We start from the raw sequence: 14,602 nt of genomic DNA on the forward strand, positions 1-14,602 counted from the left end.
TACTCTAACAGTTTAAAATTTATAAGTGAAAGTTCCTACAGCGTTAATTAACCTTTGTGGATTGGCTGTGGTATAACCGATCCAGTAATGTTGATTGGTAAAGTTGTCTACCTTTACTCCAATTCTGAATTTTTTAGCATCATAATAAGCGCTGGCATTGAGGACAACGTAAGAAGGTAAAGTAAATACCTCGTTTGTTTTGTCTGCTGTATTGAAGTTATTGACAATTTTATTTTCACTGGCATAGTTTCCTCCAATTCCGAATCCTAAACCTTTCAGTTTTCCGTCTAAGAATTGATAGCTGGCATATAGATTTGCCAGATAAGGCGAGCCTGCCGTATTAGGTCTTCTATTGAGTACTGATTCATCAGATTGAGTGTATTTTGAATCGTTGTAGCTGAATCCGGCAATTGCTGTGAAACCTTTTAGTAAGTAAGCATTGATTTCCAACTCGACGCCACGACTTATAATAGTTCCGTCCTGCACTTGTGCGCGTGGGTCTGCAGCGCCAATTGCATTTCTCAAAACATCTTTTACTTTGATGTTGTAATAACTGAATGTAGAAGATACTTTGCCATTAAATAAATTGGTTTTGATTCCTCCTTCCATTTGGTTGGCCTGTTCAGGAACAGGAGTTACAGTTGCTCCGGAAGCGTTCACATAATAATTAAGGTTTTTAAAACTGTTTTGATAATTTCCAAAAACAGAAACCTTGTCTTTTATAAGCTCATACACAACTCCTAATTTCGGAGAGAAAAATGTCTGGTCTAGTTTTTTATTTTCTCCTGAATTATCAGGCTTGTTAGTGAAATTGTCTACTCTTAATGCCATGAGCACATTAAGATTATCGGTAATGTTTAAAACGTTTGATAAATATACTGCGTAGTTCTCTTGTATTCCTTTTATAAGGTAAGGCTTTTCATTTCCTGCTAAGGCATTGTACTGAGCTTGAAGAGCAGAGCCGTTAAAGTTCGTGTAATCAAATCCTGATTGATGTAAAGGAACGGGTATTGATGTGCCTTGTGAATCTTTATCAAATCCGTTGACGTCATAGAAATTCTGATCATTGTTTACTCTCAAATAATCAAAACCTAAAACCACTCTGTTTCTCAGATTCCCGATTTTAAAATCACCATTAAAATTCTGTTGAAAATTAAGGGATTTTTTTCTACTGTCTCGGGTAGATTGGTCACTTCTATACATGCTATCAGCGTTATCCCCCATAAAATATAAATAAGGCATAAATCCGTTAGAATAGCTGGATGAGGTACTGAAATTGGTATTTGAAGTTATTGAGTTTGAGATTTTATAATTAACCTGTCCGAAAAAATTAATACTTCTTCCCGTATTGGTAAGGTCTTTTCCGAGATATGAATTTTTATAATCGAGATTAAGATCTTTGATATTGTTTACTTTTTGGAGATATTTACCAGAATAGAAGAAAAAGGTCTGATCAGTCATATTCTTCATCTGAAATAACTCCATATCAAGATTAATACTTAATCTGTCATTGGGTTTATAGCTTAAGCTCGGAGCAATAGCCAGATTTCTTCTAAATCCTTCTGTTTGGAAAGTCCCTTCGTTGGTATAAGCTGAGTTTAAACGGAATAAAAGTTTTTTATCCTGGGTAAGGGGAGTATTGATATCCACTGCAGCTCTGTAAGTATCGTAGCTTCCACCAGCTACACTGATATTTCCACCAAATGCTTCATAGGGCTTTTTGGTTACACGGTTGATTACACCACCGTAACTTGACAATAAGCTTCCGAAAAGAGTTCCTGAGGGTCCTTTCAGAACCTCTATTTTTTCCAGGTTTATGGCATCTATTGTTCCGGTTACTGCTCCAAGTACTCCGTTTCTTAAAGAATTGGAAGATACAAAACCTCTCAAACTTACATAGGCACCACCGTCACCTGCTCTTCCATTTGAAGTCCACATCGGTTGTAATCCCGGGATGTTTTTTAAAGCATCGTCTACGGTATAAAGTCCTTGATTTTCTAAAATGACTTTATTAATACTTGAATATACTTGTGGATTTTCAATAGCCTTAAGGGGCATTTTATTTGAATATTCACTATCTTTCTTGATATAAGTGTTGATAAGTACTACTTCATCAATGCTTTTTGTGTTAACAGTATCTTTTTTTTGAGCATAGGTCACCAAAGATCCCAGAAGGGAAGCACAGATTAGTACATTTTTCATGAAAGTCAAATTTTCTGCAAATATATTATTTTTAACTGTTCTAAATAAATAATAATATTGATATTTATCATAAAATTATTATACAATAGATAATAAAAAACCGTTCCGGCTAATGCCAGAACGGTTTTTTATAAAATATTATTAATTATTTCTTATGCAGGAATTTCCCCTTTGTATAAGAACGAAATAATTTCTTTGTTCAATTTATCGATCATTTCACTGAATAAGTGGAAAGATTCCTGTTTGTAAATCACAAGTGGATCTTTCTGCTCGTAAACCGCACCTTGAGATGATCTTCTTAGGTCATCCATTTCACGTAGGTGAAGTTTCCAGTTTTCATCGATGATAGATAGTGTGATATTCTTTTCAAAGTCATTCACTAAGCTTTCACACTGGGTTTCATAAGCTTCTTTAAGGTCTGCAACGATGGTCATTGTTTTGTGTCCATCTGTGAAAGGAACCTGAATCATTTTGAACATTGAACCCTGATTCTGATATACATTCTCAATGATTGGGAATGATTTCTCCTTCAATAAGTTCAGTTTCATTGCGTAATCTTCCTGAGCAGCCTTGAATAAGATATTGGTCAGATCCTGAATGTTTTTATTACTAAAATCATTTTGAGAAACCGGCGATTCCATCGTAAATGTTTTAATGATTTCGTATTCAAAATCTTTATAATTTCCTGTAGCTTTTCCTTTCGCGACGATAGAATTAGCCACATCAAATATCATATTTGTGATATCATATTTCAAGTGATCTCCGAAAAGAGCATTCTTTCTTCTCTTGTAGATAACGTCACGTTGTTTGTTCATTACGTCATCGTATTCAAGAAGTCTCTTTCTCGTTCCGAAGTTATTCTCTTCTACTTTTTTCTGAGCTCTTTCGATAGATTTACTGATCATAGAATGCTGAATTACTTCACCTTCTTTATGACCCATTCTGTCCATCATTTTAGCGATTCTTTCAGAACCGAATAAACGCATCAGGTTATCTTCAAGAGACACATAGAACTGAGAACTTCCCGGATCTCCCTGACGTCCCGCTCTACCTCTTAGCTGTCTGTCAACACGTCTTGAATCATGTCTTTCAGTACCGATGATGGCTAAACCTCCTGCTTCTTTTACTTCTTTTGAAAGCTTAATGTCGGTACCACGACCCGCCATATTGGTAGCGATGGTTACAACTCCCGGTTGTCCGGCTCCTGCAACGATCTCAGCTTCCTTCTTGTGAAGTTTTGCATTCAATACCTGGTGTTGAATTTTTCTTAATTGAAGCGCCTTTGAAAGTAATTGAGAAATCTCAACAGATGTAGTTCCTACAAGTACAGGTCTTTTTTCTGCGGTTAATCTTTCAATCTCCTCAATTACAGCATTATATTTTTCTCTATTGGTTTTGAAAACCAAATCTTGTCTGTCATGTCTTAAAATAGGGCGGTTGGTTGGAATTACCACAACGTCTAATTTGTAGATTTCCCAAAGTTCTCCAGCCTCTGTTTCCGCTGTTCCTGTCATTCCCGCAAGTTTGTTGTACATACGGAAATAGTTCTGCAGGGTAACCGTAGCAAAAGTTTGAGTAGCGGCTTCAATTTTTACATTTTCTTTCGCCTCGATCGCCTGGTGAAGACCGTCTGAATAACGACGTCCCTCCATGATACGACCTGTCTGCTCGTCAACAATTTTTACTTCCCCATCGATTACTACGTATTCATCATCTTTTTCAAATAATGTATATGCTTTCAATAGCTGGCTCATTGTATGAACGCGCTCTGATTTTTCAGCAAAATCACCGAAAAGTCTTTCTTTAGCCTCAAATTCTTCTTCTTTAGATAGATTTTTAGCTTCTACTTCAGCGATTTCTGTTCCGATATCCGGAAGAACGAAGAAGTTCGGGTCAGAGTTCCCCTGAGACATATACTCAACTCCTTTATCTGTAAGATCAACCTGATTGTTTTTCTCTTCGATAACGAAGTAAAGGTCTTTATCTACAATCGGCATATCACGGTTGTTATCCTGCATATATTGAGCCTCAACTTTCTGAAGCAATGCTCTGTTTCCGCTTTCTGATAAGAATTTAATTAATTGTCTGTTTTTAGGAAGCCCTCTGTAAGCCTGAAGCAGCTTGAATCCTCCTTCTTTAGTATTTCCTGCTGCGATTAATTTTTTCGCTTCATTGAAAATAGCAGAAACAGTCTTTTTCTGAACTTCAACGATTCTGTCGATAGAAGGCTTAAGAACATCGAATTCCTGTCTGTCTCCCTGAGGAACTGGACCTGAAATAATCAATGGTGTTCTTGCATCATCTACCAATACGGAGTCTACCTCATCCACGATCGCAAAGTTCAATTCTCTTTGTACCAGTTCTGAAGGTGAAGTCACCATGTTATCTCTCAGATAATCGAAACCAAATTCGTTGTTGGTTCCATAAGTAATATCTGAATTGTATGCTTTTCTTCTTCCGTCTGAGTTCGGTTGGTGATTATCAATACAGTCGATTGACATCCCATGGAACTGATACAATGGTCCCATCCAAGCGGAGTCTCTTTTTGCAAGGTAGTCGTTCACGGTTACAACGTGAACCCCTCTTTCCGGAAGTGAATTTAAGTAAATAGGTAATGTCCCTACCAAAGTTTTACCTTCACCGGTTGCCATTTCAGCAATTTTACCACTGTGAAGAATAATACCTCCGATAAACTGAACATCATAGTGGACCATATCCCAAACTACTGGAGTTCCGGCAGCATCCCATGAGTTTTTCCAAACAGCTTGGTCTCCCTGAATTTCAACGAAATCTTTCCCTGCAGCAGCCAGTTCTCTATCCCAGTCACTTGCTGTTACACGGATTTCCCCATTCTGCGCCCATCTTCTTGCTGTTTCTTTGATCAATGCAAAGGCTTCCGGAAGGACCTGAAGGAGAACTTTTTCTTCAATTTCGTATGATTCTTTCTTTAAAGACTCAATTTTTGAGAAAAGAGCTTCTTTCTCATCAACGTTTGTTGAATTTTTTATCTGCTCTTTAATTTGTTCTATTTGAGCTGTGATTTTGCTGGTTGCAGATTTTATATTCTCTTTAAATTCAGCAGTTTTTTGTCTCAAACCATCATCCGACAATTGTTGAATGTTGGGTTCTACAGCTTTGATTTTTGTTACAACTTTTTTTACTTCTTTTAGGTCCTGCGCTTTTTTGTCTCCCAAAAACCCTTTAAGAACTTTGTTTAAAAAACTCATAAATTTTTTGCTTTATGCTTAATGCAAGATGCTTTAAGCGTTTTAAATGACACGCTTATCGTGTAAGTTAATATATAAAAAGGGCAAAAAAGCTCTAAGCGTATGGCCTAAAGCTTATCGCTTTATTAATATTCGTCCTCGTTCCAAAGGAAGTCTTCATCTGTTGGGTAGTCACTCCAAACCTCCTCAATAGATTCATAAATTTCGCCTTCATCTTCAATAGCCTGAAGGTTTTCCACTACTTCCATAGGTGCACCAGTTCTGATTGCGTAGTCAATAAGCTCTGCTTTTGTCATTGGCCAAGGTGCGTCACTTAGATAGGATGCTAATTCTAATGTCCAGTACATAATTTTCTAATTTTTTGCAAAAGTATAAAAATAGGTTGTATAATAAACTTTTTTATACTTGATTTTCAATTCTTTTTATAATTTTTTCTTGTAAATGTCTGTCACCAACTGCATGGCAGTGATGTCAGTAATTTACTTAATGTCGTTTTCTCAAAAACCATTCCACAAATTTTTTTATGCCATTTTGGAAGTTTGTGTCTGGTTTATACCCTATCAAGGCCTTTGCTTTTGTGATATCCGCATTGGTTTTTGTGACATCACCCGGTTGCATTGGCAGAATTTTTTTTGTGGCAGTTATTTTTAAGGCATCTTCTATAGTGGTAACCATTTCGCAAAGAGTAACTACCTCATTTTCTCCTAAATTAAGGATTTCATAGATTCCGGAATGATTTTCCAGATAAACAATAGACTTGGTAATTCCATCAATAATGTCATCAATATAGGTATAATCTCTGGCTGTGTTCCCATCGCCATAGAAAGGAATTTCCTGTCCCTCTGAAATCAGTTTTGTAAATTTATGTATGGCGAGATCGGGACGCTGTCTTGGTCCATATACTGTAAAAAATCTAAGCTGTATCATATCAATGTGGTACAGTTGGTGGTAAACATGCCCTAAAATTTCTCCGCACTTTTTGGTTGCTGCATAGGGTGAAATTGGGTTGTCTACATTATCTGTTTCTGAAAAAGGGGTTTTTTCATTATTCCCATAAACACTTGATGAAGAAGCGCAAATAAATTTTTTAATGGTAAAGTCTTTACATAATTCCCAAAGGTTCATGGTACCCCGAACATTCACTTCTTCATATTCCAAAGGTCTCTCAATAGACGGGCGCACGCCGGCCAGAGCGGCCAGATGGATCACCATGTCAATAGAATGACTTTTAAAGATATTTTCAAGACCCTTTTTATCCCGGATATCCTGATAATAAAGGGAATATTTATCAGATTGAGTGAGGGAAATTAAACGTTGGATGTCAGCTTCTTTATCAGAGAACTCAAAATCCGAAATTGTATCAATTGACTCTAAAGTGTTTTTAATTTTTATCTGATACCCATAGAAATCATCAAAATTGTCAATGTTTATGACAGAATGTCCATTTCTTAATAATCGTTCAATTAAATGAGAGCCAATGAAACCGCTACCGCCTGTTACAAGATAAATCATCTGTGGTTTTTTATGAATACAAAAATATAAATTTTACCATTTGAAAAATATAATCATTAAATTTACTTAAAAAAGTAATATAAATATAATATGCAGTTTCAAGGGCAAATTTTAAAAATGACAAGCTACGATGCAAAACCAATCCAGTATTATCTTAATCTTTCAGGGGATCTGATCCATATGAATGAGCTGTTGGGAAAGGAGCTAAGCATTAAGCATGTAGGGTTTCAATGTGTAAACTGTGGTGAAAATAAACCTATTTATAGGATGGGCTTCTGTAAAAACTGTTTTTTTGAAAGCCCTTATGCCAGTGATACAATCATTCGTCCTGAGCTTTCTACTGCTCATTTAGGTGTAGCAGAACGCGACCTGGAGGTGGAAAAACAAATTCAGCTTCAGCCACATACTGTTTATCTTGCTTATACCGGAGATGTAAAGGTAGGAGTAACAAGAAATACCCAGATTCCTACACGATGGATTGATCAGGGAGCTACTTTTGCATTACCGATTGCAAGAACTGAAAACCGATATGAAGCGGGAATGATAGAGGTTGCCTTAAAAGAACACCTTGCCGATAAAACAAACTGGAGGAAGATGCTTCAGGATGACTTTGAAGGAGAGGTAGATCTTGCAGACTTCAGACATAAGATCAAAGAATATTTTCCTGAGGATTTCCAGAAATTCTATAGGGAAGGAGAAGAATTATGGATGTTTGACTATCCTTTTGAAAAGCCAGAGAAAGTTTCTTCATTTACCTTGGATAAAAAACCTGATTTCACAGGAAAACTTACTGGAATTAAAGGACAGTATCTTGGATTTGAAGGCGGAAACTTTATCAATATAAGGGGACATGAAGGGTATGTTATTGAGTTGGGAATAAAGAACTAATCCTACATAAGCGTAGATAAATCAAATCACAAAATATGAATAAATGGGTAAAAAGACTATTAATAAGTTTCGGGATCCTGGCAGGACTTGTTCTTGCTGCAAATTTCGGGCTGAATTTCTGGCTTAAAACCCAACTTCCTGACTATATCAAAAACAAAACGAACTATAAGGTTTCTTATAAAACCCTGGATGTGGATCTGGGTACAGGAAATATTCTTGCCACGGGTATTTCGGTCAATAATAAGGATCCGGAGAATACCAATATTATTGGACTTCAGGGAACTATTGACACCTTAAGAATAAGTCGGCTCGGTATTTATGATGCCCTATTTAATAAGACGATAAGTTCTACTGATCTCCTTTTGTCAAAACCTAGTCTGAATATAATTCTTGCCAAACCTGTAGATCAGAAAACAGGTAAGAAAAGAAATCCCGTTTTATTTGAAAACATAAGAATCAATAACGGAACGATATCAATTTTCAAACATACCAAACAAAAGTTTTTGTCGGTACAAAAGTTAAATTTATTTGTAGAAAATCTGCAAATGACAGAAGAGTCTGTGGAAAACAAGTTGCCGGTGGTTTTTGACCGATATAGTATTGAAGGGCAAAACTTCTTTTTCAGACCAGATAATGTATACGCAATTACTATTAATTCAATCAATACAGCGGATGGGCAAATGTCTGTTGACCAGTTCAGGCTGACTCCTCTTTTGTCTTTTGGACAGTTTAAAAAATTCTATCCAAAGAAGCCGCAATTATTTGAATTTACCATTCCCAAAATGGATTTTAAGGATCTTGTTTTAGATAAAAATAAAGTGTCTCTTGCCAATGCAGATTTTCAAAACCCTGTTCTTACCATATATAATACCGGAATCAAGGCAAAAAAGTCAGAGAAAAAGTCAGACTTTGAGGTTAATCTGGAGAATATAAAACTTAACAATGCGGTTGTTCAGATTAATAAACCAGATGGAAACAAATGGTTGTCTGCCGGAAATTTGAATTTGAATATCAGTAAGTTATTGTTTAATAAAGAAACTTCAGAGCAGATTATTCCGATTGGATATAAAGACTTTACGTTTTCAGGAAAAGACATTGCCTTTTCTGATCATCAGAATGTTAATATAGGCAGCATTGCTTTAAAGCCAACCAGTGGAGAAATCAATACTATCTCACTGAGTCCGGGAGCTACTCCTGCTGGAAAAACAATCATGGATCTTACATCCGATCATATTGCTTTCAACATCAATACACTGGACTTTATAAATAAAAAACTGGTGTTGGATTTTAAGGATATTCTTGTTGAAAATGTAAATGGTACAATCAAAGCAGGAGAAACCAAGCCCATTAAAAATCCTGAATCAGGATTTATTCAATCAGTTATTATCAGGAAAGTTTCTTTAAAAAATTCAAATATTACGTATGATAAAGGAAAGCAGCCCTTATCCTTCCATGACCTGAATGCTACTGTGAATGATATTAAACTTGCTCCTAATCCCAATAATCAAGGATTATCTTTTGACCTGAAAGATTACTTTGTGACAACTAGGAATTTTGCCTATAAAACTCAATTCTATAATCTGAGTCTTGGTCTCTTAAAGCTGAATAAAAATAAAATTCAGGCTGATAATTTTGCCATGAAGCCTCTCGTTTCGAGAGCCCAATTTATCAAAATGATACCGGTTGAAAGAGACTTGTTTGATTTGAAAGCAGGAAATATAACGGCAGAAGGAAGCTGGGATCTGTTTTCCAAAAATAAATCCATTAATGCATCTCAGGTAACCATACAATCTGCTGATGCTAATATTTTCAGGAGTAAAATTCCCAAAGATGATCCGAAAATAAAAGCTCTGTATTCAAAGATGCTTCGCTCTATTAAGATGCCGATGAATATTGAGAATCTGGATCTGAAGAATTCTGTACTGGTATACGAAGAAGATACACCGGAAAGTATGGGGCCCGGCAAGTTGACTTTCAATAACTTTAATATGAAGGTTAAAAACCTGAACTCTGCAAAAGTAAAGGGAAAACCAACAAAAGTTGACATTAAAATCAATTGCTCATTCATGAATCTTGCTCCTCTGTCTGTCCACTGGAATTTTGATGTTGCTGATCAGCATGATGCTTTTACTATTTCCGGAAGAACGGATAATCTTCCTGCCAGTGGAATTAACCCTTTTATCAGACCTTATCTGCATGTTACTGCTACAGCCGGAACGATTCAGGAGATGCTTTTTAATTTTAAAGGCGATCCTGCAGGACTACATGGTACGTTTAATCTGAAGCATAAAGATCTGAAAATTGCAGTTTTAAATAAAGAAAACCACGAGAAGAAGGGGTTCTTAACTGCCGTCGCCAATATTTTTCTAAAATCTGACTCAGGACGATTCCCCGAATCAGTTACAGTAGAAAATGTTGAACGTGACCCTACGAAATCATTCTTTAATCTCTTTTGGAAAGGAATAGAACAAGGGTTGAAGAAAACATTGATCGGTAAAAATGTAGAGAAAACGGAGCAAAAAGTGAAAAATGCTGTTTCTTCTGTGAAAGACATGAAACAATCTGTAAAGGAGATAAAACAAGAGATTAAAAATAAAAAACAGCCCAAATCAGAAGAGCCCCAAAAAGAGAAAAAAGGATTTTTGAAGGGTGTTTTCAAAAAGAAGGAAAGTACTGAAATAGAGTAACCTTTTAAACCATCAAGATGCAATTGCTAATGATAAGTCTTGTTAATTCGCATAAGGCAAAATTTAATTTTAATCGAAACAGCCTTAATGGTTTAAAAAATTAACATCCGACGGAATGGGATTAAAAATTGAATTCGTCGCTCTCTACAATAGGAATTTTTCTTAAAAACTCATCAAACTCCTGACCGGGATAGTTGCTGTCTGCTCCATAAGAATCAATAATCATCCCACGGTTTCCTGCCCCATCCTTTACCACATATAACACAGCGTTGTCATCTGGATTACTGTCTCCTTCAAAACGATAGGTTTTTAGAATGGTTAACTCCGCAGGTTGGTAAATTTTTTCGGAATTTTCAAACTTCATTTCACAGTGTTCATTCATCCTGAATTCCCTTTGTATTCCTCTTTCAGAAAGTATTTTCATCACTTCGCTTAAGGTGGTCATTCTGTCTATATTTTCTTGATTTTCCATAATACTATTTTTCGTTATAAATACAATAATTAAACCATTACTTTTCTAAATGTAAGAAAAATAACGAATTGTAATTTCCTTAAAAATAAAGTTTAATGTTAACAAAATTTATAATTCGGAAAATTCAAATAGGTATACTTTTTGCAATGGTATCAGTATAAATCAAAGAAAATATGAAAAAAGAAGTTGGAGTTTTACTGGCAGGAGGAGTTGGTCTTTTGGCAGTATTAAGTTTAATAAGCATCAAAAAAATATTGACAAAAAAAGACAAAAAATATAGTGATAGTTATGCAGACTATCACAGACACTTTGATGAAAAAGGCCACGATGAAGAATATCACGGAGTGGAACTATACGCAGTGAAGTAGTAAAAAAATATATTTAATTATGTTTAAATCCAACGCTTTTGAAAGTGTTGGATTTTTTTTGTGGAAAACTTTAGTGTTAAAAATCATTACTTTATGAAAAAAGCATTATAATTTTACATCATAATGTCAAACGGAAATTTCATAAAAGGTCAGGGTGCTCAGCGAAACGTTATCAACCGTTTCGACAGATATACCTATGAACCTGATGATGAAGATTTCGAAACAATGAAAACCTCATTCACTGAAGTTTTTCCCAAGACAATTGTTAACCAGGTGAAGAGTGAAGACCTTCCGATGGAATATTCCATGAATCCTTATCAGGGATGTGAGCATGGATGCTCTTATTGTTTTGCCAGACCTACCCATGAATATTGGGGATATAGCGCGGGAATTGATTTTGAAAGGAAAATTATGGTGAAAAAGAATGCTCCGGAGCTCCTTGAAAAATTTTTCCGGAAAAGAGGATATCAGGCAGCTCCCATTTTACTTTCCGGAAATACCGATTGCTATCAACCAGCAGAAAGACAATTTGAAATCACCCGAAAATTATTGCAATTGTGTCTTGATTACAGGCATCCTGTTAATATTCTGACAAAGAATGCGCTTGTGCTGAGGGATCTTGATATTCTAAAACCAATGGCAGAAAAGAACCTCGTTTCTGTTTCGCTAAGTATTCCGACCATTAATGAAGAGCTGAGAAGAAAAATGGAACCCAGAACAAGCTCAGCTATCAATAAATTAAAGGCCATAGAAGTTCTTTCCGAAAACAATATTCCGGTACATGTCATGGTGGCTCCCATTATTCCCGGATTGAATAGCGATGAGCCCCTTACTATCTTAAAGGCTATTTCCGATGCAGGTGCGCTGGGATTTGGATATACTTTGGTGAGATTAAATGATACGGTAGAACCTGTCTTTGTCAACTGGATTGAAACCCATTTTCCTGATAGGGCTCAGAAGGTATTGAATCTAATACGCTCTATGCGTGGTGGAAAGCTTGGTGATAAAAGATATTTTGAAAGACAAAGAGGAGAAGGGAATATTGCTGAAATGATCCATACCACTTTTAAGGTTGGCAGAAAAAAATTTTTTGAAGGAAAAGAATTTCCCAAACTTACAACGGCAAATTTCACAGGAACACTTGATCAGCAGTTGCGATTATTTGATTGAATAGAACTTCCCTTATCAATATAAAAACCGCTCTCTCAGGAACGGTTTTGTTTTAGACTTCATGTTATTTTTAATAAATAATGGGCTGCTCTCCATCAGGACAAATAAATTCAACCCTGCATAATTCCCGGTATTGAATACCATCACTACACACATAAAAGCATTCGCCGGGGTATGGATAGCTTATTCCTCCCAGGATGTCTTTCAGTTTGTCTTTTCTTAGTTTTTTTAGATTTTTCATATTTTTTTAATTTGAGATTCAATAAATATAATAAAAATAAACTTAAGTGATTGTATTTTAGGTTTTTATTTGATTTTAATAGAAGGGTGATTTGCCGGGAACTCTGAATAGATAAAAATAAAAAACCGTTTCAGAAGAAACGGTTCTATTACATTTTGACGATCAATCTTACATATCGCTGTTGGTATCAGGGCATTTAAAATCATCACTACAACCGGCACAGATTACAGTTCCGTTGCAATAATACATACAGAATTCAGGTATAGGCAGATTAGTTCCTCCCGAGATTTCTTTCAATTGCTCTTTTCTTAGTTTTTTTAAATTTTTCATACTGTTTTAATTAAAAATTTGATAGTAAAACAAATTTAATTAAAATATTTTTAATTAAATAGAATGATATGTGTTAAAAATGAACTTTGATAGAAATGTCGTCTAAAGCAGGTTTTCACTTTTAATTTGCAATGTAAATGTTTGATTTTCAAATTAATAAATGTTGTTGTTATACAAACGTTCCCCGAAGTCTTAATAGAGTAGGAAAAACTAAGACCCCGAAAACTATAAAAAATTTCAAAAGACTTTCCGGAGAAGAACAAAAGAAAATGATTGCGGATGATATAGGCCCTGCTTATTATCTTGAAGACGAGAGCTGGGACTGAAGGAGGTAAATGTATACCTTATATGGGTGAGGAATACTTATACTTGTATTTGCCCGTGGGGAACAATGATACAATCTATCCCATGCCCGGAGTTTTAATGTAAAGAAGGATAAGAAAAATAATCGTCAGTAATTTAATTACTGACGATTATTAATTATGATTATTTTTTAATCAATCCTAGTTCTATAAGTCTTTCATGTAAGAACTCTCCTGCTGTTGTATCTTCATACAATTTTGGGTTGTTTTCGTCTACACAGTTGTCAAGAGCATTTAAAGACATAGCACTGATAGGGTGCATAAAGAAAGGAATTGAATACCTTGAAGTACTCCACATCTCTCTTGGCGGGTTTACCACTCTGTGGATGGTAGATTTCAATTTGTTGTTGGTATGTCTGGATAACATATCTCCAACATTGATCATCAATTCATCCGGTTCAGCAATAGCGTCAATCCATTCTCCGTTATGGTTCTGAACCTGAAGACCTTTACCCTGAGCTCCCATAAGAAGAGTAATAAGGTTAATGTCTCCGTGAGCGGCTGCTCTTACCGCATCATCCGGTTCTTCAGTGATTGGTGGGTAATGAATAGGTCTTAAAATAGAATTTCCTTCTGCGATCTTATCGTCAAAATAAAACTCATTTAATCCAAGGTGAAGGGCTAGAGCTCTTAAAACATATTGTCCTGTTTTTTCAAGCATTTGGAAAGCTTCTTTACCTACCTCGTTGAATTTCGGAAGTTCATCAACGATTACATTGTCAGGATACTCTGTCTTGTACTTTGAATCATCAGACACATATTGCCCAAAATGCCAAAATTCTTTTAAGTCTCCTTTTTTGAAACCTTTTGCAGTTTCTTTACCAAATCCTACATAGCCTCTCTGACCACCAATTCCTGGAATCTCATACTTTTGTTTTGTTTCCACTGGCTGGTCAAAAAAGTTTTTTACCTCTCCATACAAATCATCTACAAGGTTGTCATCAAGAAAGTGGCCTTTTAAAGCAACAAAACCAATTTCTTCATAAGCTTTTCCGATTTCATTTACAAATTTCTGTTTGCGTTCCGGGTTGTCCGAAAGGAAATCACGCAGGTCTACACTAGGTATTTTATCCATTTTTAGAAATTTACGAACAGCAAAATTACATTTTTTTTAATTTAAATGATTTTAAAATCATTATTTAT

13 protein-coding genes are annotated in these 14,602 nt (G+C 35.6%); 5 read left to right on the forward strand and 8 right to left on the reverse strand.

The annotated features are described in order from the left end of the window. Positions 1–12 precede the first annotated feature (12 nt). From C1631_RS18955 to C1631_RS18970, 4 genes are all read right to left on the reverse strand, one after another. Complete coding sequence (locus tag C1631_RS18955; protein ID WP_103247339.1) at positions 13–2,202, reverse strand: TonB-dependent siderophore receptor; 2,190 nt, start codon at positions 2,200–2,202, stop codon at positions 13–15. 152 nt (positions 2,203–2,354) lie between these two features. Continuing rightward, a complete protein-coding gene (gene secA / locus C1631_RS18960; protein ID WP_103247340.1) occupies positions 2,355–5,429 on the reverse strand; it encodes a preprotein translocase subunit SecA in 3,075 nt (1,024 codons plus the stop codon). A 125-nt stretch (positions 5,430–5,554) separates the two neighbouring features. Beyond that, positions 5,555–5,776: a DUF2795 domain-containing protein gene (locus C1631_RS18965; RefSeq protein WP_002662059.1), complete on the reverse strand. Its 222-nt coding sequence runs from the start codon at positions 5,774–5,776 to the stop codon at positions 5,555–5,557. 136 nt (positions 5,777–5,912) lie between these two features. Then, positions 5,913–6,941: a GDP-mannose 4,6-dehydratase gene (locus C1631_RS18970; RefSeq protein WP_109713730.1), complete on the reverse strand. Its 1,029-nt coding sequence runs from the start codon at positions 6,939–6,941 to the stop codon at positions 5,913–5,915. A 90-nt stretch (positions 6,942–7,031) separates the two neighbouring features. On the opposite strand from C1631_RS18970, the gene C1631_RS18975 reads away from it, so the two are divergent. Together C1631_RS18975 and C1631_RS18980 are read left to right on the forward strand one after the other, a co-directional pair. Continuing rightward, the gene (locus tag C1631_RS18975) at positions 7,032–7,829 is read left to right on the forward strand and encodes a DUF2797 domain-containing protein (RefSeq protein WP_103246936.1); all 798 of its coding nucleotides are present in this window, start codon (positions 7,032–7,034) and stop codon (positions 7,827–7,829) included. A gap of 35 nt (positions 7,830–7,864) precedes the next feature. Beyond that, entirely contained in the window at positions 7,865–10,516 is a 2,652-nt protein-coding gene (locus C1631_RS18980; RefSeq protein WP_109713732.1) for an AsmA family protein, read from the forward strand. Between the two features lie 121 nt (positions 10,517–10,637). On the opposite strand, the gene C1631_RS18985 is transcribed toward C1631_RS18980, so the two are convergent. Then, on the reverse strand, positions 10,638–10,988 hold the full coding sequence (locus tag C1631_RS18985; protein ID WP_103246938.1) for a hypothetical protein: 351 nt from the start codon (positions 10,986–10,988) through the stop codon (positions 10,638–10,640). Positions 10,989–11,161: 173 nt separating this feature from the next. Here C1631_RS18985 and C1631_RS18990 point away from each other — a divergent pair, with 173 nt between their 5' ends. Both C1631_RS18990 and C1631_RS18995 read left to right on the forward strand, forming a co-directional pair. Then, positions 11,162–11,356 (forward strand): hypothetical protein, encoded by a 195-nt coding sequence (locus C1631_RS18990; protein ID WP_103246939.1) that lies wholly within the window; start codon positions 11,162–11,164, stop codon positions 11,354–11,356. A gap of 123 nt (positions 11,357–11,479) precedes the next feature. Continuing rightward, the gene (locus C1631_RS18995) at positions 11,480–12,526 is read left to right on the forward strand and encodes a PA0069 family radical SAM protein (protein WP_103246940.1); all 1,047 of its coding nucleotides are present in this window, start codon (positions 11,480–11,482) and stop codon (positions 12,524–12,526) included. Positions 12,527–12,596: 70 nt separating this feature from the next. On the opposite strand, the gene C1631_RS24190 is transcribed toward C1631_RS18995, so the two are convergent. Both C1631_RS24190 and C1631_RS24195 read right to left on the reverse strand, forming a co-directional pair. Beyond that, positions 12,597–12,767, reverse strand: coding sequence for a hypothetical protein (locus C1631_RS24190; RefSeq protein ID WP_165828337.1), 171 nt, complete (start codon positions 12,765–12,767; stop codon positions 12,597–12,599). 168 nt (positions 12,768–12,935) lie between these two features. After that, positions 12,936–13,097, reverse strand: a complete 162-nt coding sequence (locus C1631_RS24195; RefSeq protein ID WP_165828338.1) for a bacteriocin-like protein — start codon at positions 13,095–13,097, stop codon at positions 12,936–12,938. A gap of 137 nt (positions 13,098–13,234) precedes the next feature. Here C1631_RS24195 and C1631_RS19000 point away from each other — a divergent pair, with 137 nt between their 5' ends. Further along, positions 13,235–13,423, forward strand: coding sequence for a hypothetical protein (locus tag C1631_RS19000; protein WP_103246941.1), 189 nt, complete (start codon positions 13,235–13,237; stop codon positions 13,421–13,423). Positions 13,424–13,583: 160 nt separating this feature from the next. On the opposite strand, the gene C1631_RS19005 is transcribed toward C1631_RS19000, so the two are convergent. Beyond that, a complete protein-coding gene (locus C1631_RS19005; protein ID WP_103246942.1) occupies positions 13,584–14,534 on the reverse strand; it encodes an isopenicillin N synthase family dioxygenase in 951 nt (316 codons plus the stop codon). Positions 14,535–14,602: the final 68 nt, after the last annotated feature.

The sequence above is a fragment of the Chryseobacterium phosphatilyticum genome (assembly GCF_002899825.2).
Taxonomy (GTDB): Bacteria; Bacteroidota; Bacteroidia; order Flavobacteriales; family Weeksellaceae; genus Chryseobacterium; species Chryseobacterium phosphatilyticum.